The following is a 19,457-nucleotide window of genomic DNA, read 5'->3' as shown; positions in this document are numbered from 1 at the left end:
GTTTAATGAGAACTTTTCATTAATTGTTTTTTTATCTTTTCTACGATCTCTTTCTCAAATTCCTTTTTAATTTTTTGATTTTCGAAATAACCGAAATCATTATTGATAGATTTCCAATTTGAATTTTTATCTTGTACACTTACAAATGCAAATGTTGTGTTATTATCTCCATTTGATCGTAACCATGTTAACAACATTCGGTTATGAAAATTAAAATAAATATGATTCCAATGATCTGCTGGGTTAGTGTCTTCCCAGCCTTTTCCGACTTTTAAATTTATATTTTCTCTTTTAATTATTTCGATTGCTTCTACTACTTTTTGCTCGGAATAATTAAATTCATAATGCTCGGCATAAGGATAGCTTCCTGGGGCAAATGCATTTGCTAACTTATAAAGGAGAAAAATAGCCAGTAAAAAACCACCAAATTTTAATATATTTTTCTTAGATTTTTGAATCATTTTAAGGATTAATTTTTATGAAACCCAAGTTTGAATAATTTTATTTACTTTCCATTTCCCAGCCTTATTTTCAATTAAAACAAGAAAACCTCTTCCGCAGTTTCCTCCGCCACATGAAGCACCAGCTGACAAAATTCCTGTTTTTTTTGTTTTATCAAATTGAATTCTAGATATAAAAATAGTTCCAACAGGTATCAAAGAATTACTTTTATCATTTAAGTTCCATTCTTTTTCATGAAGATATTTAGAAGTATTTTCAAAACGAAACTTTTTATTATTCTTAAAAGGTTTTAAATCAAATTTAAATTCTTCGTCTTCTTTTAAAGTGTCATAAGTAAAGTTTGAAAGATTAACTTCTTTAGAAATCATTTCTGTTTCGAAAGAACTAATCTTTCCAACACGATCATATACGCCTAATAAAATTCTTTTTTTGTCGTTTTTTATACTGTCTGTATAACGCCAATATTTCTTTAATTCGGCAGCATGTCCTGTAGTATCTATTTTATTTGTTTTAGAATTAAATAATGGAGGTGGTGGTCCAAGCATCATTCTTCGATCCATATAAATTGAATCCACAATTTCGACAAAAACACTATTTAAAACCTCTTTTTCAAATTCAGATTTAGGTACTTCTTTCTTCTTACATCCAAAAGATGAAAGAAGAACTAGAGTTATAAATATGAATTTTGATAGTTTCATGTTATTTCACTTTCTCAAAAACCACCGCCGTATTACAACCTCCAAATCCCGAAGCTGTTTTCAAAAAAAATTCAATATTAGCCTCTTCATTTTTCCCAATCACGTTGATAGCTTCACTAACTCCAATTTCATCGAAACCTTTTGATTCAAAAAGTTTATTTTGATTGGCAGATTCTATTGCAATTACCGTTTCTAATAATCCCGAAGCGCCTAAAGTATGACCGTAATATCCTTTTAAACTATTTACTGGAACATTTTGTAAATCTAAACGATTTAAAGCAATCGCTTCCATTTCGTCATTGTAAGGCGTTGCAGTTCCGTGAGCTGAAATATAGTCTAATTTGTTGGCTTCAATTTGAGCTTCTTTCAAAGCATTCTGAATACTTCTAAACAAACCTTCTCCCGTTCTTGATGGACCCGAAATATGATTGGCATCGTTTATCGAACTGTCGCCAATTACTTTTATTTTAGCAGTTGCCAGATTCGCCGAAACTAAAACAGCTGCTGTTGCTTCACCTAAACTTACTCCGGTTCTATTTTTAGAATACGGTTTGCAAGGCAGTTCGCTCATCGCTTGAAAAGCATTAAAACCAGACAAAACAAATTCTGAAACTTCGTCGCCCGCCACCACAAAAACATTGTCGTAAAGTTCAGATTGAATCATTCTTTTGGCAACTGAAACCGCTAAAATTCCAGAAACGCAGGCATTTGAAACTACAATGGGTTGTGTCTGGAATCCGAAGAAATCGGCAACGTTTTTAGCTAAAACATCCAAATGTGCGTTGTTGAAACTTTCTTCAGAATCATTTGCTAGAGCGGTTACATTTCCTTTTGTGGTAGAAAGTATAAAAGCTGTTTTTGAATTTAACGCTACTCCAGAATTTTTGATGATTGGCTCTAAAGCCAAAATCATCATTTTCTCTAAACGCGAATATTTGGTTTCAGTGCTGATTTTTGAAAAAGCACTGTTTATTTTTTCATCAGAAATAATCGAAGCATAAAACGGATTCGGCATCAAAGAAACATCATTATGAAGCTGAATTCCAGAATCACCATTAAGAATGGCGCTAATATTAGATTCAACATCAAAACCTAAAGGGGTGATGCAGTTAGTTTCGTTAATATATATTTCTCTTAACATTTTATGATTCTAATTTCGTGAAAGTTTTGCTCGCAGATTTGGCAGATTAAGCAGATTCTGATTTTAATTTTTTCTAATTCGTGATCCCGATAGCTATCGGGAGTGGCTAAAACTTTATTTTAATAACCCCACTTTTCGTTTCCATTCCTCATAAAAAGGAGGATTCGTCAGCATTAAATTCCCTTCTTTATCTAAAAAAACCTGAGTCGTTTCTCCTGTGCAGGCAACTTCTCCTTTATCGTCAATAATTTTAAAACGGTAAATCATTTTTGCTGCTGGAGTGTCAACAACCGTTGTTTCAATTGTTACTACATCTCCGTAACGCAAAGACAATTTATGTTCGCAGGTTGATTTTACAATTGGAGTTGTATAGCCTGTTGCTGCAATATCCAGATAAGTAAGTCCATGCTGACGCCCAAAAGCTTCTCGTCCATCTTCAAAATACGTGATATAATTGCCATGCCAAACAATTCCAAGCGGGTCCGTTTCGTTAAAACGAATCCTAATTTCATGTGTAACGGTCAAGTCTGTAGCTTCTTTAAACTGCTCTTTTCTTTTTATCATAAAATAATGCGATGGAAGTGGTAATAATGAAAAACAAAAATAATAAACTTATTCTTGGTATGATTTCGACGAAAGAAACGTTACGCAATAAAACATCGTAAAAAGCTTCTAATCCCCAGTTCATTGGAGATGATTTTGCGATATACTGCATAATTTTCGGCATAGCAAAAACAGGAACCCAAACACCACCAATCGCGGCTAAAATAATCACACTTGTCGCGCCAAAAGGAGCAGATTGTTCTTGCGTGCTGGCAACAGTTCCTAATAAAATTCCGAATCCGATTGCAGCAAAACCTGAAAATAATGCCACAACACTAGTAAGCAAGAAATGACCTTCGATATTTAAAGAAGGCAATCCGATTGATGGAAATAAGAAAACCGCAACGGCAACCATCATGTAAAACTGAATCATACAAATGATAGAGTAGGTGATAGTTTTTCCAATAATCACCACTAAATTAGAAACCGGATTGGTTCTTAATCGAACAAAAGTCCCTTGCGATTTTTCTTTTACAATATTGATAGATAACGGAATTACAATAAAAAAGATCGCAAAAAGTGTCCAAGCGGGAACATTATGCTGAACCGAATTTGGTCGAACTTCTTTGTTGTTGATTCTCGGAATTATTTCTTTGAAAGTGATAAAATTCTTTTGCTCAAAATCGATCGTTTCTTCTCCTAATTGTTTTTGAAAAGTTGAATAAATCGATTTGGTTTCAATCTGCGAAATCATTTTGTCAATCGAACTCATAACCGCATTTTTGAAACTCATCTGAACGGCTGGATCAAAATACAGTTTTACTTCTTTTTCTTTAATAACGCGTTGAGGTTCGGTGGTTGAGGTACTATCGCTCAAACCTAAATTACTCACAATTTTCTCTACATTTTGATTTACTTTTTCTTGCAAATCAGAACTTAAATTTTCTGGAATTACAATTGCCAGTTGAAATTTTCCTTTGTATACATTTTCCTTTGCAATTTCTTCGGTAATCGGTTTATTGTCAATTTGTGTTACAACGGTAAAATATTTGCTTTTTTCTAAATTTTCAAAAACGGTTTTAGAAACAGATCCGTGGTCTTTATCGACCAAAAGAATCTGAAGTTTAGAATCGGTTACTGCTTTAAAAGTGCTGTCTTGGATTAAGGTTACGGCAATTACCAAAACCAAAGGCATGACAAATAAAATAATCAATCCGCCTAAATCTCTTTTTAGCAAAAGGAATTCTTTTACTACCGACATCCAAATTTTATATATCATCTCTCAACGCTTTACCAGTTAATGAAATAAAAACATCTTCAAGATTTCGAGCATCTTTTGTCGATTCAATTAATGCTGACGGAGTTGCTTGCGCATAAATCTGCCCTTGATCTAAAATAGCAATTTGAGAACAGAAATCTTCGGCTTCAGCCAAATGATGTGAGGTATAAATAATAGTCGTTCCGTTTTGGTTCAACACTTTTAAATAATCAATAATAGCAGTTTTAGAATGTACATCGACACCCACTGTTGGTTCATCCAAAAACAAAACTTTCGGATTATGAAGAATTCCCGCAATCAGATTGACGCGGCGTTTCATTCCGCCTGAAAAAGTTTGAACTTGTTTATCGGCAAATTTCAATAAACCCAAAAGATCAAGCGTTTCGATAACTTTGTCTTTCAAATCGGAACCTTTTAGACCGTACATGCTTCCAAAATAGTGCAGATTTTCTCTGGCTGTCAAAGTCGGGTACAAAGCATATTCTTGAGGAACAACGCCTATGATTTTTTTAATTTTTGAGGAATGATGCTGATAATCTAAACCATCAATGGTAAAATGCCCCGAAGTTGGTTTTACCAATCCGCAGAGCATGGAAATCAAAGTGGTTTTTCCCGCACCGTTTGGACCGAGCAAACCAAAAATCTGACCTTCATTTATATTTAGCGAAACATTGTTCAAAGAATACATTTCTGCATTTTTGTACTTTTTCGAAAGGGATTCTATTTGAATGATAGACTGCAAAATAGTGTTTTAGCTGATCGCTTTTTTTAATTTTTTGAAAAAGATTTCTTCTCTATTGGCAATGTCCAAAAGTTCATCGGCAATAGTGTTGTAGGCATCTTCTTTGGCACTTCTATTTTTGTAGATTCGTGAAGCTTCAACAGCAAAATCACGCCATGAATCTCCAATTTGAGTCATTTCTTTAGAAAGTGTTTTTAATTCTCCATTATTCAAAATAACTGAAGCTTCTTGTAAAAATGCCGCATAAATAAAACGGAAACCGCCTCCACCAGTTCCAATTTCTTCTTGCATACGAACCATTTGCGCCAAATAATGATTGGCTTTTCTAACTCCGTGTTTTTTAGGCCATTTACGAATTTGGCGAGAAACCATTTTGATACCGCGAACACCAACAATTGGCATTGGCGCAAGCATATCTCGGCATGTATTTTTGATCCCTTTTATGATAGCGCTTTTTAAATCAACTTCTTTTGGGATTTGAATCGGATAGTACATTTGTCCGCGAGGCGCAAAAGCTCCTTTGGCAAAACGTACTTTATTCATGTCTTCGTAAGTTAAAGTCGTAACGGTTTCCATTACAGGGTCGCTTACTAAATACTCTGTTTCGGTTTTTCCGTAAACGACTAAATTGTGCGCGTTGAAATGAAAACGATATTCGTCTGGAAAATAACTTAAATTGTATACGCCAACTTGTAATCCGGTTGGGATATTATTTTTTAAATTTTCGTCTAATGCTTTATTGGCATTTGCTATAGAAGAAAATTTTTGTCTTTTTATTTTTAAATTTAAACGGGTTGCAACTTTATTGAAAATCTGTCCAGGCAAAGTTCTATAGCTGATTGCTGGCGCATGATTCACTTTTATAAAAGGCAGATATACAAAAAACAATCCAGAGCCAATACCAAAAACCATCGGTTCGCTAATGTTTAGTCCGCTGTTTTTTAGCAGATTTGACGCTACTCCATTCTCGCAATGAGCAGACTGATGATGTGTGAAAGTTAATTCCATTTATTTGGTAATGCTGTTTTTTAATTCTTCGATTGATACGCCAAAAGCATCAGCATATTTTTTCAGGATTTTATCGTTTAGTTTGGCAAAAACACTAGGTTTAAAATGTCTTTTTACACGCCATTTCCAAAATCCCACATAACTTGATAATATGTTAAGATCCATTTTATTGGCTTCCATAAAATACACAATCGGACTTGCTTCGCCATTCAAAACCTGCTGTTTGGCATCGGCAATTCGCTCGTTTATTTCATCAATAGAATTTGAAAGCGCTATTGTTTTAGGTTCCCAGCCTGTACTTAAAGTTGTGGTATAATTACCGTTTTCATCTGTTGCGTACAAAAGTTCTTTAACGTTGTTTTTCGTTAAATTGCTTTGATCCTGAGGTACTTTATCTTTTTCCATTTTGCTAATTTAATTTATTAGAAACATATAGATTAAAACTATACATAAACTAATTATTAAAAATCCAAGATTTGCGAAAGCTAAAATTCGCTTTTTCTTCACGAATAAATAAATCATTTCTATAAACAATCCCAGATAAAACATTTGTGTTATTAGAAATGCGATTATAAATAATCCTAATCCACCGTCGACATGCCTGTGTTTCGTTTCGTCGCAATATTTATGAGGGTCAAAAGAAAAATGCCAAAACGCGAAAACCAAACCAAGCAAAAGGATCAGAATTCCGATTCGGATTACAAGATGTAAAATAATTTTCTTTGTATTATCCAACCGAAATTGTTTTTTGAATAAACAAGTTAATTTCGCATTCTAAGAGTATCTGGTCTTCAGCAGAACTTTGACAGCTCATTGTACATAAAGTATAATCGTCGCCAGTAAATTTCGAAACTAAATCAGCTTTGGTTATAATAGTCTCACCGACTTTTGGAAGCGCATGAATTTTTACATTTTTCAAAGCACTGATAAATCCGATTACGTTTACGTTTTCATTTTCAAGTCCGTTGTCGTCAAAAAAGTATTTTTTTCCAACAATTGCCGAACAAGTCTGAGCGGTGTTTTCGATTAAACCTGCTTCAATAAAAATATTGTTTTGAACGAAAATATTGTCTTCTTCAACAAGAAAAACAGTTTCTACTGAACTTGAATCAATATTCAAAATCAAATCCACCATAAGCATTGGCGCTCGGTGCGGTAAATAATTTTGTATGTCGACAGCAGTAGCTTTCATTATAGTTTTATTTTGCCAAAACAGTTTTCATTTGTCCTCTGGCAATTTCTTCATTGTTTAAAGTCGTCACAATATCAACCAAAGTAATTCCAGCAAATTCTTGCAGAATTGTTACTTCAGATTGAATATTGTCGTTTGTCTTTGGAAGCTCTTTAATCTCAATTTCTTTAATAGAACCAATGTAGCCCGTTGGAGCAATTTCGTTTCTTAAAAAATATTGATATCCAGTATGCAACGCTACAGACTGTGCCATATGTTCTATTAGTCCGGCTTCAAGAAAAACATCATTTGATACGAAAATATTATCGTGCTTAATTTCTAAACCAGAAACCAAAGAAGTTTCAGAATAAGAATGCATGGTATCTACCATCACAAAAGGAAACTTTTGCGGCAATAAATTTTCTACCATTTCTTTTTCTAGAAGTGCCATTGTTTCCATTAGCAAACCGTTAAATATGCATAAGCAAAAGAGAATCTTCCGCTTTCTGGAACAGATAATAAAATTTTATCTCCTTTTTTCAAATTTCCTGAATTCATTAATTCTTCAAGAGCCAGGTAAATAGAAGCAGAGCCAACATTTCCAACTCTAGAAAGATTCATGAACCATTTGTCATCGCTCATTCCGATACCTTTTTCGTTTAATCCTTTCTTCAGTCCTTCCACAAAAAAGTTAGAAGAAACGTGAGGAATAAAGTAATTGATATCTTCCGATTTAATATTGTTTTTATCCATTGCCTCTTTCATGCTTTCTGCACCTTTAGACAGGATAAATTCGTCTAATAATTTAACGTCTTGTTTTATTGAGAAAACAGATTCGTTCAGCCATTGTTCTGGAGAATAATCGCTCCAGCCTTTAATTTCTCCATTTTCCAATTTATCACCTCCAGCGTACATGCACGTTTCCAATTCGTACGCATACGAAAAAGCTTCCATCCATTCGATTTTTAGCGAAATCGGTCCTCTTGGTTTATTTTCTAATAAAAAAGCTCCAGCACCATCAGATAACATCCAGCGAAGGAAATCTTTTTTGAAGGCAATGATTGGCTGTTCTTCAAGGCTTTTTAAATTGTCAGCCTCGTGATTATATTTTTGAGCATTTAGCCAGGTAGAAACTTTTTCAGATCCTGTGCAGATTGCATTTTTAGAATTTCCGGATCTAATAGAAAGAAAACCAAATTTAAGAGAGTTCATTCCAGCACAGCAAACCCCCGTTGAAGAGTTTAATTCTACCGATTTGTTTTTTAGCAGACCATGAACCATCGCAGCATGCGAAGGCAGAAAAATGTCGGGAGTTGAGGTCCCACATGAAAGTACTTCTAAATCCTGAGGCGTAAAATTTTCGTCGAATAACGGTAAAATAGCATTTCTTGTTAATTCGGCATTACTATGAGTGCTCTTTCCTTCTTTGTCAACAGCGTAATATCGGCTTGTAATTTTATTGTTGCGCAAAATAATACGTCTTGCTTTTGAAGCAGTATCATTGATAAGGCCTAAGTAGGCTTCCATTTCGTCATTTGAAACGGCTTCGTTTGGCAAATACTTTGCAGCTTTTGTAATATATACTTCAAACATAATCTAAATTTCGTCTTCTAAACTCCCTGATAATATTGAGTTTCCTTTTTTATTTTTTTGAACTTAAGCGGATAGGTAATAAGGTGCAATATATACACTATTGGTGAAATTAACCATATCGCAAGGAATAAATAAATATTAAATACTTTAAGCAGCTGTTTTCGCTTTTTTTGATTTTTATAAATGATGTTTGACCATTTATTAAAAATTTTATTGGCCGTTTTGTCAACAGTCACTAAATAGGAACTTATTTTTACAGCGCCAGCCTCGACCAATTTTGGCTGTAATTGTGTTAAATTATCTTTTTGCAAAGAATCAAGCATGATTTCTCCAAACTGACTCGATTCTTGTATGTCTTTTTCTGAAACTCCCGGAAGCGGAAAAATACCTAAATATTTTTTCTTTACTCCAGAAAACATCCATTCTACAATGGTTATAACGCTGATTAAATTTCCAACGCGGTCTACCAAAGCTACATTTCCAACCAAATTGGCATTGGCTTTTCTTAGCAGAACTTTGATTTTTTCCTGAGCCATTATCCACATGTTTCTTGAACCGCTTATGGTGATAACTGGCGTATTGTTCAAAATTTTCTTGGCATCGTCACTTTTCAAAAATGAATTGATTGGAATTGAAGGCGATAAATACCAAACCTGATAATGAAATAAAATTAAGTCAAACTTTGTGTTTAAGATTTCTTCTGGAACAGGTTTTAATGCAGTCGGAATCTGTAAAAACGATTCTGGAAACGCATCAAAAAATGATTCTTTGTTCCAAGGAAACGGAAACGGTTTCTCCAATTGTATTTCGTGAAAAGTAAGATTTATTTCTTCTGAATTTAGAAACGGTTTTGCAATATTTCTTGCAATAGATTCCAATTGTCCAGATTGAGAATAATAAATTACGAGAACATTTTTCATTAGGTCTTTTGGCTTTGGTGGTTCGCAAAAGTAAGTAAATTTATTTAAACGAATTTTCTTAATTCGACCAACGTTTTTTATTAGCCACGAATTCACAAATTATTCAAAATGCTGGAATGCTGAATGATTTTGTATAAATTATGAATGATATTTTATTTCACGAATGATGATTCGTGCAAAAGTTTTGATTTTTACAAAAACAGATTAATGAAAATTGGTGAAATTCAGGATTAAAATTTCGACACAAATGATTAGCGAAAATTCGTGAATTCGTGGCGGAAAAAATTTAAGACTCCTTTATATCGTTCCAAAAATCAAAATAATTGAACCATTGTAAAGGGTATTGATGAAGGATGCTCTCTACGCTTTTTACATATTCTTTCAAAAGCGCTTTTTCGTCACGGTGTTTTACTTCGGCTTCTCTTGCGTACAAATGATAATGAAGATTTGGTTCTTTCATTACATAAACAAAAACTACAGGAACTTTTAATCTTGAAGCAATTAGAAATGGACCTGCAGGGAAATTGGCCTCTTTGCCTAAAAGATTCTCGGAAAGTGATTTTGTTCCTTCAAAATAACGGTCACCTGTAAAGCAGATCAGTTCGTTTTTGGCCAAAGCAGCATTGATCTCAAAAATATGAGAAAGATCTTCTTTGATGATAATAAATTTTACGGTAGGTTTTTTAGAAACGCTTTCCAGATAATTTTTAATGGCAGAATGTTCTAAATCTGTTGTAACAAGATTGATTTGGAAATCAAGATCGATTTCTCCAAAAAAATGTTCTGCAATTTCAAAATTACCAACATGAGCGCTAATTAAAACACCGCCTTTTTTCTCGGCAAGTAATTTTTTTAGTGTTTCTATTCCATCAAATTCGTACGTGAATTTGTTGCGCATTCCTGCCGAAATAGAAATTTTGTCAATAATGGTTTGCCCAAAAGTATAATAGCTTTTGAAAACCATCTTTTTAGATTTGAAATAGGAATACTGAAGTCTTTCTTTAAAATAATAAAAAATGGCTCTGTTGCTTTTTTTTAGAAATAAAAAATAATAAGAAGCAACAAAGTAAAGTAGGACATAAGCAGCTTTTACACCCGCTTTTTGAATTAAAAAAACGAATATTTTATAACCTAAAACAGTTCCTTTGGATTTACCATCCCATTGACTCATTTAAGCTGATTTGGCTTTGATTTTAGTTTCGATTAAGTCATAAAAACTTTGAAAATCAGAAATTCCAACAAAATCTGCTTCAACTAGTTTTACACCAAAGTTTGCCTCTATTGAAACGACTAAGTCAACATAATCCAGACTGTCTAACCCAAGTGTATCTTTTAAATTAGCATTTGGTTCAATGTCGTCATTATCAACTTCAAATTCATCAACTAAAAAACCATTAATTTTTGCTATAATCTCTTCTTTATTCATTGTTCAATTTAAACTTTTTAACCACCAACGCAGAGTTGGTTCCTCCGAAACCGAAAGAATTGGACAAAAATATGTCAAATTTTTTGTTTAACGTAGTTTTAACTAAATTTAATTTTGACGCATCTTCGTCTGGGTTTTCCAAATTGATGTTTGGTGCAATGAAATCGTGCTGCATCATTAAGATAGAATAAATGATTTCGCTTGCTCCAGCCATCCAGCATTCGTGGCCTGTCATAGATTTTGTAGAGCTTACCGGAGGATTTTTTTCTCCAAAAACTTCAAAAATGGCTTTTGCTTCATTTGCATCTCCAACAGGAGTTGAGGTGGCATGAGCATTTATATATTCAACATCTGAAGCTTCTAATTTTGCATCGTCAAGTGCGCGTTTCATTGCTGTCGCAGGCCCTTCGACGTTTGGAGTTGAGATGTGTCCTCCGTTTGAAGAAAATCCGTAACCGCCAATTTCTGCGATAATATTGGCACCGCGCGCAATTGCAGATTCGTAACTTTCAAGAATTAAAGTGGCTCCTCCGCCACTCGGGATAAGTCCATCACGACCAGCATCAAAAGGTCTTGACGCTTTTGTTGGATCTCCTTCTCTGTTAGAAAAAACACCTAATCCGTCAAAACTGCTCATTGCGTATTTATTGATTTCTTGAGCTCCGCCAGTAATTACAATGTCTTGAAAACCGCTTTTAATTAAAAAATAAGCCAAACCAATAGAGTGAGAACCGCTTGCACAGGCCGCACTAACGGTAAGATTGATGCCGCGAAGTTTAAAAATCGTTGAAAGATTCATCGTAACGGTAGAATTCATCGATTTGAAAATGGCTCCAGAACCAATTAGAGCAGTATCTTTTTTTTCGCGTATAATATCTGTTGCATCAATAATAGCTTTAGAAACACTATCGTTTCCGTACATAATACCTACTTCGTGAGTATCAAAAAAAGCGTCATCAATATTCGCATTTTTCAATGCTTCTATAGTGGCCATATAAGCATATTCGGTTTCTTCGCCGATGCTCATACGTTGTCTTCTTGTCAATAAATTTTTAAGATCGGTTTTCGGAACCATTCCTGTCAAGGCCGATTGAAAACCAAATTCTTTTCGTTCAGAATCAAACTGAATACCAGATTTTCCTTCATACAACGAATCTTTTACTTCGTCTAAAGAAGTTCCGATACAAGAATAAATTCCCATTCCAGTAATTACAACTCTTCTATTCATCGTCTTTCAAAAGTAATTTTTTATCCTTAAAGTGTAATTTATATGTTTAACAATCTTAAAATAATCTCGCAAACATACCATTCTTAAGAATATATTCCGCCGTTTATGTTGATAATTTCTCCTGTAATATAGCTTGCTTTTTTAGAAATCAAAAAGCTTACCAAATCTGCTACTTCTTCTGCTTCCCCAAAACGATTTACCGGAATTAATTTTAATAATTCTTTTTCGTCCAGTTGGCTCGTCATATCGGTTCTAATAAAGCCAGGAGCAACAGCATTTACAGTAATATTTCTTTTGGCAACTTCTTGCGCTAGGGCCTTAGTTGCTGCTACGATCGCACCTTTTGCCGCAGAATAATTGGCTTGTCCTGCAGTTCCTTTTACTCCAGAAACCGAAACCATATTTACGATTCGGCCATATTTATTGCGTAACATTTTTTGAATAAAAAATTGCGTAACATTAAAGAAACCGTTAACACTTGTGTTCATAACGCCGTTCCAGTCTTCTGGTGTCATCCACATAAAAAGACCATCTTTGGTAATTCCGGCATTGTTTACAATGGCTTCAACCAATTTTTCAGGATTGGCTTCCTGCCAAGCTGTTAAAACATTTTGTACTTCTTCAAAATTAGAAACATCAAATCCTAAGATTTCGCCTGTTGCACCTAATTTTTGTACTTCTTGCAATGTTTCTTCGGCAGCCGTTTTATTTGAATGATAGTTAATCAGAATATGATAATCGGATTCTACGGCTAGTTTTTTACAAATCGCACTTCCAATTCCTCTCGAACCGCCTGTTACTAATACACATTTCATTTAATGTTGGTTTTATTTTTATTCGTCATAAATGAAACCGCGTTATAGAATGCGATTTCATTTATGCAAATTTCTAATTTATTTGGAGATAAATATTATTTCTTTTTTTTCGCTGCTGGTTTTTTAGCTATTGGTTTAGTTTCTTCTTTTGGTTTTTCGGCTGGAGCTGCAGCAGGCTGAGGTTTTTCTGCACTTTTAGAGAATAGTTCCGCATTTTCAAACCATTGGTTGGCCAAAACTGTTCCGTCAGGTTTAAGAAATCCCCATTTCCCTTCGTTTTTTACTCTGGCTACACCACCAATAAATCCTTTGTCTTGTTGTGTAAACATGGCAATAATAGCATTTGTAGTGATCCCATATTGAGTTGGAATTACCAGTTTTCCAGATTCATTAATGAATCCCCAGTTACTTTCTTTTACTGGTGCTAAACCGTTTGTGCTGAAAACTTCAGCATCGTTGTAAGTTGGTTCAATTACAAATTTCCCCTGTGGGTTAATGAATCCCCATTTTTTTCCAACTAAAACTGGAGCTAAATTTTTTGAGAAAGCTTTTCCTTTATCATAAATAGGAAGAATTGCCCAATTTCCTTTTAAATCTATATATCCGATTTTTCCGTTTTTCTTAGCGTAAGTCAAATCTTGAGTTTCAAAATCCCAGATTTTTTCAGCTCCGTCAACCGGGATAAATTTTCCGCCGCTTACCAAGCCGAAAGTTTTGTCTTTTCTTGCCCAAGTTGTTCCTTTAAAATAGTTTCCAACTTCGGCATAAATAGGTTCAACCAATTCTTTTCCGTTAGTATCAATAATTCCCCAGTTTTTGTTTAATTCAACTCTGGCGTACCCATTTTCAAATGGTTTGATCTGGTCGTATTTTGGTTCTAAAACCACTCCCATTTTATTGTTGATTAGCCCAACTTTATTATTTTGTCTGATAAAAGCAACGCCGTCATTAAAATCAAATAATTTTTCTGAAGCAGGTGCTTTTTGAATTTCTCCTTTTGTATTAATGTAAACCCAGTCTTTGTCTTTTTGTACAACTGCAATTCCGTTGTTAAAATCTTTAGCATCTTTAAAATCGGCTGGAATTACCCAGCTTCCTTTTGCATCGATAAATCCCCATTTTCCGCCATTTTCTACAGCTGCTAAACCTTCAGAAAAACTTCTGGCAGATTTATATTGAGGCTCTATTTTAAAAGATCCGTCTTTAGACAGATATCCAATTTTAGCATTTTTCTTAACTAATGCTAATTCTTGGCTATTAACAAATTGAATGCAGGATAGCAATAAAAAAACAAGTGACTTTTTCATGGTTTTAAGATTCAATATTAATACTGTAAATTAAAGATTTTTAACTGTTTTAAACCTTTGGATGAAATTACAAATTAACCAAGATTTAATTTAACACATAGAAACATAGTTTTTTGTCAATAAAAGGCGTTTCACTTTTTTGAAATAAACATAGCTATATGTGAAAACTAGTTTTTTCTTTTACCTTTTTTCTTTTATTTAAAACTAAAATCTATTGTTTCTATGTGTTTAAAAATAATTATAACCAGCAGTTAACTGTTGATCAAATAATCTTTTACTTTTTGAACAAAAGGATACATTACTTGATCTTCTTTAAATTCTGGAATTATATTTCTGATATCGTCGTACCATTTTTTAGTCGTAGACGAGATTTGATCTTTTTGTTTCAAATAATCAATTGCCTGAACAATAGTGATTAATTCGATTGCTAAAACTTCAAAAGAATTTTCGATAACTTTTGAGGTAATTACCGCCGCATTGGTTCCCATACTCACAATGTCTTGGTTGTCATTGTTGTTTGGAATACTGTGCACATACATTGGGTTAGATAATGTTTGGCATTCTGCAGTGGTTGAAGTGGCAACGAACTGAACACCCTGCATTCCGAAATTAAAACCTAATGTTCCTAAGTTTACGAATGGAGGAAGAATTTCGTTGATTTTAGAATTCAATAAATAATTCAATTGGCGTTCTGCCAACATCGTTAATTTCGTAATAACGATTTTCAGTTTATCCATTTCAAGCGAAATGTAATCTCCGTGGAAATTTCCGCCGTGGTAAACGTGTTTGTTTTTCACGTCGATGATTGGATTATCGTTTGCCGAGTTAAATTCGTCTTCTAAAATAGAAGCGACATTATTAATAGTTTCTAAAACTGGCCCAAGAATTTGAGGAACGCATCTTAATGAATAATATTCCTGAACTTTTTCTTTGAAGATTTCTTCGGTGTTTTCGCCAGAATATAAATGGTCTTCTCTTTTACGGATCAAAGTACTGTCAGAAAGATTCTGTCTCATTCTTTCAGCAACTTCCTGCTGTCCTTTATGACGTTTGGTTTGGTTTAATTCTTCTGAGAAATGATCGTCATAAGCTTGAACTAATTCGTTAATTGCACAAGAAGCTTTTAACGACCAGTCTAATAATTTTTTTGCATAATGAACATTTACTACTCCAATTCCTGTCATTACAGAAGTTCCGTTGATTAACGCCAGACCTTCTCTAATTTCTACTTGAATGGGTTTTAAACCTTCAATTTCAAAAACTTCTGCAGTTGCTCGTCTTTCGCCTTTATAAAAAACTTCGCCTTCGCCAATTAAAACCAAAGCTAAGTGTGATAATTGCACTAAATCTCCGCTGGCACCAACACCGCCGTGTTCAAAAATTAAAGGCGTAATATCTCTATTGATTAATTCTGCCATTAAATGAATAACAGAAGAATGAACTCCTGAGTTCCCTAAAGAAAGTGTATTTAACCTTGCCAAAATTGCTGCTTTTGCGCACTCAGCGTTTAAAGGTTTTCCAGTTCCAGAAGAATGGCTTCTGATTAAATTATATTGCAATTGAATTTGGTCTGACTCCTTAATTCTGTATTGAGCCATTGGACCAAATCCTGTATTTACTCCGTAGATTACTTTATTTCCTGAGAATTCTTTTAAGAAATTAAAACTTTCGTTTACTCGATTTAAGACCACATCGCTTATGGCAACTTTGTTTTTTCCAAAGATTATGGCTTCAAATTCTGCTAAACTTAGATATTCATTTATTGTATTCATCAAATCGATTTTGGTTGCGCTAATTTAATTTTATTTATCAAAATAAATGTAGTTATTTTGATGATGGCAAATGTAGGCTAATTAATGATAATAATTCTAATATGACAAAGGAGTTTGTTGATGTTTTAGTGATTGGTGCGGGACCGTCTGGATGTGTTTCGGCATCGTACCTTTTTAAAAACAACGTAAAGGTTAAAGTTGTAGAAAAAACAAAGTTTCCAAGACTTGTAGTAGGCGAGAGTCTTATTCCGCGTGTAATGGACCATTTTGCTGAAGCAGAATTGTTTGACGCCCTAGATGCGATGAACTTCGAAAAAAAATTAGGAGCTCGTTTTATCAGAGGAGAAGAAATATGCAATTTTGATTTCAGCGTAAAATTTGGCGAAGGATGGGACTGGACTTGGCAGGTTCCAAGAGCTGATTTTGACAATACAATGGCTCAGGAAATTATAAGAAAAGGAATTGATTTAGAATTTGAAACAGAAGTTCTGGAAGTTTCTTTTGAAGGGAAAAATTCAAAAACTATTGTAAAAGATAAAGATGGAAATTTAAAAGAAATTCACGCTAAATTTATCATCGACTCGAGCGGATACGGACGAGTATTGCCAAGGCTTTTAGATTTGGATACGCCTTCAAAATTAGATCCGCATTCTTCTATTTTTACCCATGTTAAAGATATTAATAGAGAAGAAGGGGTAGAGGGAACTCAAATTTCGTTTGATATTCTGGAAACCGAAGTTTGGCTTTGGGTAATTCCATTTTCTAACGGAAATACAAGTTTGGGTGTTGTCGGGCCAACAGATTTCATCAATTCGCTTTCTGAAAATAAAGATAATGCTGAGGCTTTACGAAATGCCATTCAGAAATCAGATTATTATATTAAAAGATTTGCTGGAACAGAATTTTTGTTTGAACCGGTTAAATTAGAAAACTACTCAAGAGCTGTAAAAAGAATGTATGGTGACGGTTTTGCTTTAACAGGAAACAGTTCAGAATTCTTAGATCCAGTTTTCTCTTCGGGTGTAGCTTTTGCAACCGAATCTGGAATGTTGGCAGCAAAATTATACTTAAAAGAATCACAAGGAATTCCTGTTGATTGGGAAGTTGAATTTACACAATACATGAAACGCGGAATTGCTGTTTTCACCACTTACGTGCAAGAATGGTATACAGGAAATCTGCAGACATTATTCTTCCATCAGCCAGAAAATCCAGAAGTTAAAGAAAAAATATGTGCCGTTTTAGCTGGTTATGTGTGGAACGAAGAAAATTCGTTTGTCAAAAAACATGATCACGTAATTGCCAATATGGCGTATTTGCTAAATATGCAAAAAGAACAAAGCTCTGAATAATCAGAGCTTTTTTTTTATTTATATGCTTTTTTCACTATAAGTTTTGACAGTGTTTTTGCTGTTTTTGCGAATCCTTCACCAATTCGGGTTTCATTATTAAAATTGCTTCCCCATTGGTCTCCTGGAGCTTCTTCACTGTTAATTTCTAACAATACATTTGATTTGTTAGCCGTTTCAACAAACTTCAAATTGGTTGTTACTTTTGCTGGCTGCTTCATAATTCCTGCGTCCCAGCCTGGATAGATCCAAACAGCCTGTACAATTAAAGTATAAGGGGTATTTATTCCTTCTTGAAAATTTAAGTCTTTCTTTTCTTTAGTCAAAACAATGTTTGCAATTTCCAAAAATTTTGGAGTCCATATTTGATCTTTTGCCACAATCCATCTTTTTTCCCAAAGATTCCCGTTTCCTTTTGCTTTTTCGTCTAAATCAGCTTTGTGTTCTTTTACATATTGCGCCTCAGATTTTTTCTCTTTCATCATAGTAAAATTACTATAATCAAATATGGTATTGATTTCTTTCTGATCTTTTAAAAAGTCAAAATTTCCTTGAACAATATTAATGTCTTGGGCAAACATAGCTCCTGAAATAAGGAAACATGCAATAATTAGTTTTTTCATTTTTTTTGGTTAATTAGGTTTGATTTTTATGCGACTAAAATAATCAAAAGGATGAATATATAATTTATTTTATATTAAAGTTTTAATCTCATTTTGCTTCAAAACAAAAAAGGATTCCAAAGTTGAAATCCTTTTTTTATCATTTGAAGAAAGTTAGAAGTTATAATCCAAAAATCTTATCCATTACAACCCATTTTTGTCCTGGTTTTGCCCATGGTAGAGCTTGCTGAAATTTCCACATTAAAGTTTCCCATTCCTGAACTTTTTCGTTTGCAGCATCAGCCTGATCTTTCTTTTCGAAAGTAAAATCGGCATCAGCCTCGATAATCATGAACAATCGGTTTCCAGTGCAATAAATATCAAGGACTTCAATTCCAGAATCTTGAATGCTTTTCTTGATTTCTGGCCAGACATTTTCATGCAGTTCTTTGTATTCTGCAATTAAATTGGCATCATCTTTTAGGTCTAAAGCCAGATAGAATTTTTGAGTTGCCATAATCTAAATTTATCCTTGGTAAGCTACAGCAGTTTGTTTGCTTGTACCTAAACCTTCAATTCCTAATTCGATTACGTCACCTGCTTTAATGTAAATTGGATCTGGTTTGATTCCTAATCCAACCCCTGGAGGCGTTCCTGTACTAATTACATCGCCAGGAAGCAATGTCATAAATTGACTTAAATAATGCACTAAAAATGGAATTTTAAAAATTAAGTTTGAAGTGTTACTGTTTTGGAATGTTTTTCCGTTTACAGTAAGCCACATTTTTAGGTTATTAACATCATCAACTTCATCTGGAGTTGCCATAATTGGCCCAAGAGGAGCAAAGGTATCAGAACCTTTTCCTTTTGCCCATTGCCCGCCACGCTCAATTTGGAATGCTCTTTCGCTGTAATCATTTAAAAGGCAATATCCTGCAATATAATTAGGCGCATCTTCTTCAGAAACGTAGCTTGCTTTTTTACCTACAACAAATGCCAATTCCACTTCCCAGTCTGTTTTTTCGCTGTTTTTCGGGATGATCAAATTGTCATTTGGCCCGCATAAAGAAGTGGTTGATTTGAAGAAAATAATTGGCTCTTCTGGAATTGCAGCGCCAGTTTCTTCGCAGTGATCGACATAATTTAATCCGATGCAGATAATTTTTGACGGACGCGCCACTGGCGAACCTAAACGAACTGAATCGCTTACTTCTGGTAAAGAAGGATTATTTTTTAAGGCTTCTTCTAATTTTGCTAAACCGTCGTTTTCAAAAAAAGCTTCGTTGTAATCTGTTACAATAGACGAAACATCGTATCTTTTATCATTTAGTAAAACTCCTGGTTTTTCTTTTCCTTCTTCTCCGAATCTAATAAGTTTCATAATCTTTTATTTTTTAGTAA

The 19,457-nt window shown here is 34.0% G+C and carries 22 protein-coding genes; 1 reads left to right on the top strand and 21 read right to left on the bottom strand.

Going from position 1 to position 19,457, the window contains the following annotated elements; translation table 11 throughout:
* Positions 1-2: 2 nt before the first annotated feature.
* The 18 genes from BB050_RS07460 to flxA all read right to left on the bottom strand — a co-directional run bounded on the left by BB050_RS07460 (position 3) and on the right by flxA (position 16,105).
* Complete coding sequence (locus tag BB050_RS07460) at positions 3-461, bottom strand: hypothetical protein (RefSeq protein WP_066033144.1); 459 nt, start codon at positions 459-461, stop codon at positions 3-5.
* Positions 462-476: 15 nt separating this feature from the next.
* Positions 477-1,160: a hypothetical protein gene (locus tag BB050_RS07455; RefSeq protein WP_066033143.1), complete on the bottom strand. Its 684-nt coding sequence runs from the start codon at positions 1,158-1,160 to the stop codon at positions 477-479.
* A 1-nt stretch (position 1,161) separates the two neighbouring features.
* Complete coding sequence (locus tag BB050_RS07450) at positions 1,162-2,301, bottom strand: beta-ketoacyl-[acyl-carrier-protein] synthase family protein (protein ID WP_066033142.1); 1,140 nt, start codon at positions 2,299-2,301, stop codon at positions 1,162-1,164.
* Positions 2,302-2,415: 114 nt separating this feature from the next.
* Complete coding sequence (locus BB050_RS07445) at positions 2,416-2,865, bottom strand: acyl-CoA thioesterase (protein WP_066033141.1); 450 nt, start codon at positions 2,863-2,865, stop codon at positions 2,416-2,418.
* Positions 2,840-4,123: an ABC transporter permease gene (locus BB050_RS07440; RefSeq protein WP_066033140.1), complete on the bottom strand. Its 1,284-nt coding sequence runs from the start codon at positions 4,121-4,123 to the stop codon at positions 2,840-2,842. The genes BB050_RS07445 and BB050_RS07440 overlap by 26 nt, the downstream gene beginning before the upstream one ends.
* The gene (locus BB050_RS07435) at positions 4,113-4,811 is read right to left on the bottom strand and encodes an ABC transporter ATP-binding protein (protein WP_066033139.1); all 699 of its coding nucleotides are present in this window, start codon (positions 4,809-4,811) and stop codon (positions 4,113-4,115) included. Before BB050_RS07435 ends, BB050_RS07440 begins: the two co-directional genes overlap by 11 nt.
* A 63-nt stretch (positions 4,812-4,874) precedes the next feature.
* Complete coding sequence (darH, locus tag BB050_RS07430) at positions 4,875-5,873, bottom strand: BtrH-related acyltransferase DarH (protein WP_066033138.1); 999 nt, start codon at positions 5,871-5,873, stop codon at positions 4,875-4,877.
* Positions 5,874-6,278: a flexirubin biosynthesis protein DarG gene (gene DarG / locus BB050_RS07425; RefSeq protein ID WP_066033137.1), complete on the bottom strand. Its 405-nt coding sequence runs from the start codon at positions 6,276-6,278 to the stop codon at positions 5,874-5,876. It lies immediately after the preceding gene.
* Positions 6,279-6,600: 322 nt separating this feature from the next.
* Positions 6,601-7,065, bottom strand: coding sequence for a hotdog family protein (locus tag BB050_RS07415; protein ID WP_008465902.1), 465 nt, complete (start codon positions 7,063-7,065; stop codon positions 6,601-6,603).
* A gap of 7 nt (positions 7,066-7,072) precedes the next feature.
* Positions 7,073-7,504 (bottom strand): hotdog family protein, encoded by a 432-nt coding sequence (locus BB050_RS07410; protein ID WP_066033135.1) that lies wholly within the window; start codon positions 7,502-7,504, stop codon positions 7,073-7,075.
* A complete protein-coding gene (gene darB / locus BB050_RS07405) occupies positions 7,504-8,637 on the bottom strand; it encodes a dialkylresorcinol biosynthesis protein DarB (RefSeq protein WP_008465904.1) in 1,134 nt (377 codons plus the stop codon). Before darB ends, BB050_RS07410 begins: the two co-directional genes overlap by 1 nt.
* 17 nt (positions 8,638-8,654) lie before the next feature.
* Entirely contained in the window at positions 8,655-9,557 is a 903-nt protein-coding gene (locus BB050_RS07400; RefSeq protein WP_066033134.1) for an NADPH-dependent FMN reductase family protein, read from the bottom strand.
* Positions 9,558-9,843: 286 nt separating this feature from the next.
* Positions 9,844-10,728 carry an LpxL/LpxP family acyltransferase gene (locus BB050_RS07395; RefSeq protein WP_066033133.1) on the bottom strand — a complete coding sequence of 295 codons (885 nt, stop codon included), beginning with the start codon at positions 10,726-10,728 and terminating at the stop codon, positions 9,844-9,846.
* The gene (locus tag BB050_RS07390) at positions 10,729-10,983 is read right to left on the bottom strand and encodes an acyl carrier protein (protein ID WP_008465907.1); all 255 of its coding nucleotides are present in this window, start codon (positions 10,981-10,983) and stop codon (positions 10,729-10,731) included.
* Positions 10,976-12,211, bottom strand: coding sequence for a beta-ketoacyl-[acyl-carrier-protein] synthase family protein (locus BB050_RS07385; RefSeq protein ID WP_066033132.1), 1,236 nt, complete (start codon positions 12,209-12,211; stop codon positions 10,976-10,978). Before BB050_RS07385 ends, BB050_RS07390 begins: the two co-directional genes overlap by 8 nt.
* Positions 12,212-12,294: 83 nt before the next feature.
* The gene (gene flxB, locus BB050_RS07380; RefSeq protein WP_008465909.1) at positions 12,295-13,026 is read right to left on the bottom strand and encodes a flexirubin biosynthesis SDR family reductase FlxB; all 732 of its coding nucleotides are present in this window, start codon (positions 13,024-13,026) and stop codon (positions 12,295-12,297) included.
* A gap of 95 nt (positions 13,027-13,121) precedes the next feature.
* Positions 13,122-14,333, bottom strand: coding sequence for a WG repeat-containing protein (locus BB050_RS07375; protein ID WP_066033131.1), 1,212 nt, complete (start codon positions 14,331-14,333; stop codon positions 13,122-13,124).
* A gap of 251 nt (positions 14,334-14,584) precedes the next feature.
* Positions 14,585-16,105 carry a flexirubin biosynthesis tyrosine ammonia-lyase FlxA gene (gene flxA / locus BB050_RS07370; protein WP_008465911.1) on the bottom strand — a complete coding sequence of 507 codons (1,521 nt, stop codon included), beginning with the start codon at positions 16,103-16,105 and terminating at the stop codon, positions 14,585-14,587.
* A gap of 101 nt (positions 16,106-16,206) precedes the next feature.
* Between flxA and BB050_RS07365 the strand changes: the two genes are divergently transcribed.
* Complete coding sequence (locus BB050_RS07365) at positions 16,207-17,457, top strand: NAD(P)/FAD-dependent oxidoreductase (protein WP_008465912.1); 1,251 nt, start codon at positions 16,207-16,209, stop codon at positions 17,455-17,457.
* Between the two features lie 14 nt (positions 17,458-17,471).
* Here the strand turns inward: BB050_RS07365 and BB050_RS07360 are convergent, their stop codons facing one another.
* From BB050_RS07360 to BB050_RS07350, 3 genes are all read right to left on the bottom strand, one after another.
* The gene (locus tag BB050_RS07360) at positions 17,472-18,077 is read right to left on the bottom strand and encodes a hypothetical protein (RefSeq protein ID WP_008465914.1); all 606 of its coding nucleotides are present in this window, start codon (positions 18,075-18,077) and stop codon (positions 17,472-17,474) included.
* 160 nt (positions 18,078-18,237) lie between these two features.
* A complete protein-coding gene (locus tag BB050_RS07355; RefSeq protein WP_066033130.1) occupies positions 18,238-18,573 on the bottom strand; it encodes an L-rhamnose mutarotase in 336 nt (111 codons plus the stop codon).
* Between the two features lie 9 nt (positions 18,574-18,582).
* A complete protein-coding gene (locus BB050_RS07350; RefSeq protein WP_066033129.1) occupies positions 18,583-19,437 on the bottom strand; it encodes a fumarylacetoacetate hydrolase family protein in 855 nt (284 codons plus the stop codon).
* Positions 19,438-19,457 lie beyond the last annotated feature (20 nt).

Origin of the sequence: Flavobacterium anhuiense, from assembly GCF_001705175.1 — a bacterium.
Taxonomy (GTDB): Bacteria; Bacteroidota; Bacteroidia; order Flavobacteriales; family Flavobacteriaceae; genus Flavobacterium; species Flavobacterium anhuiense.
This window is presented reverse-complemented; position numbering and strand designations above follow the sequence as displayed.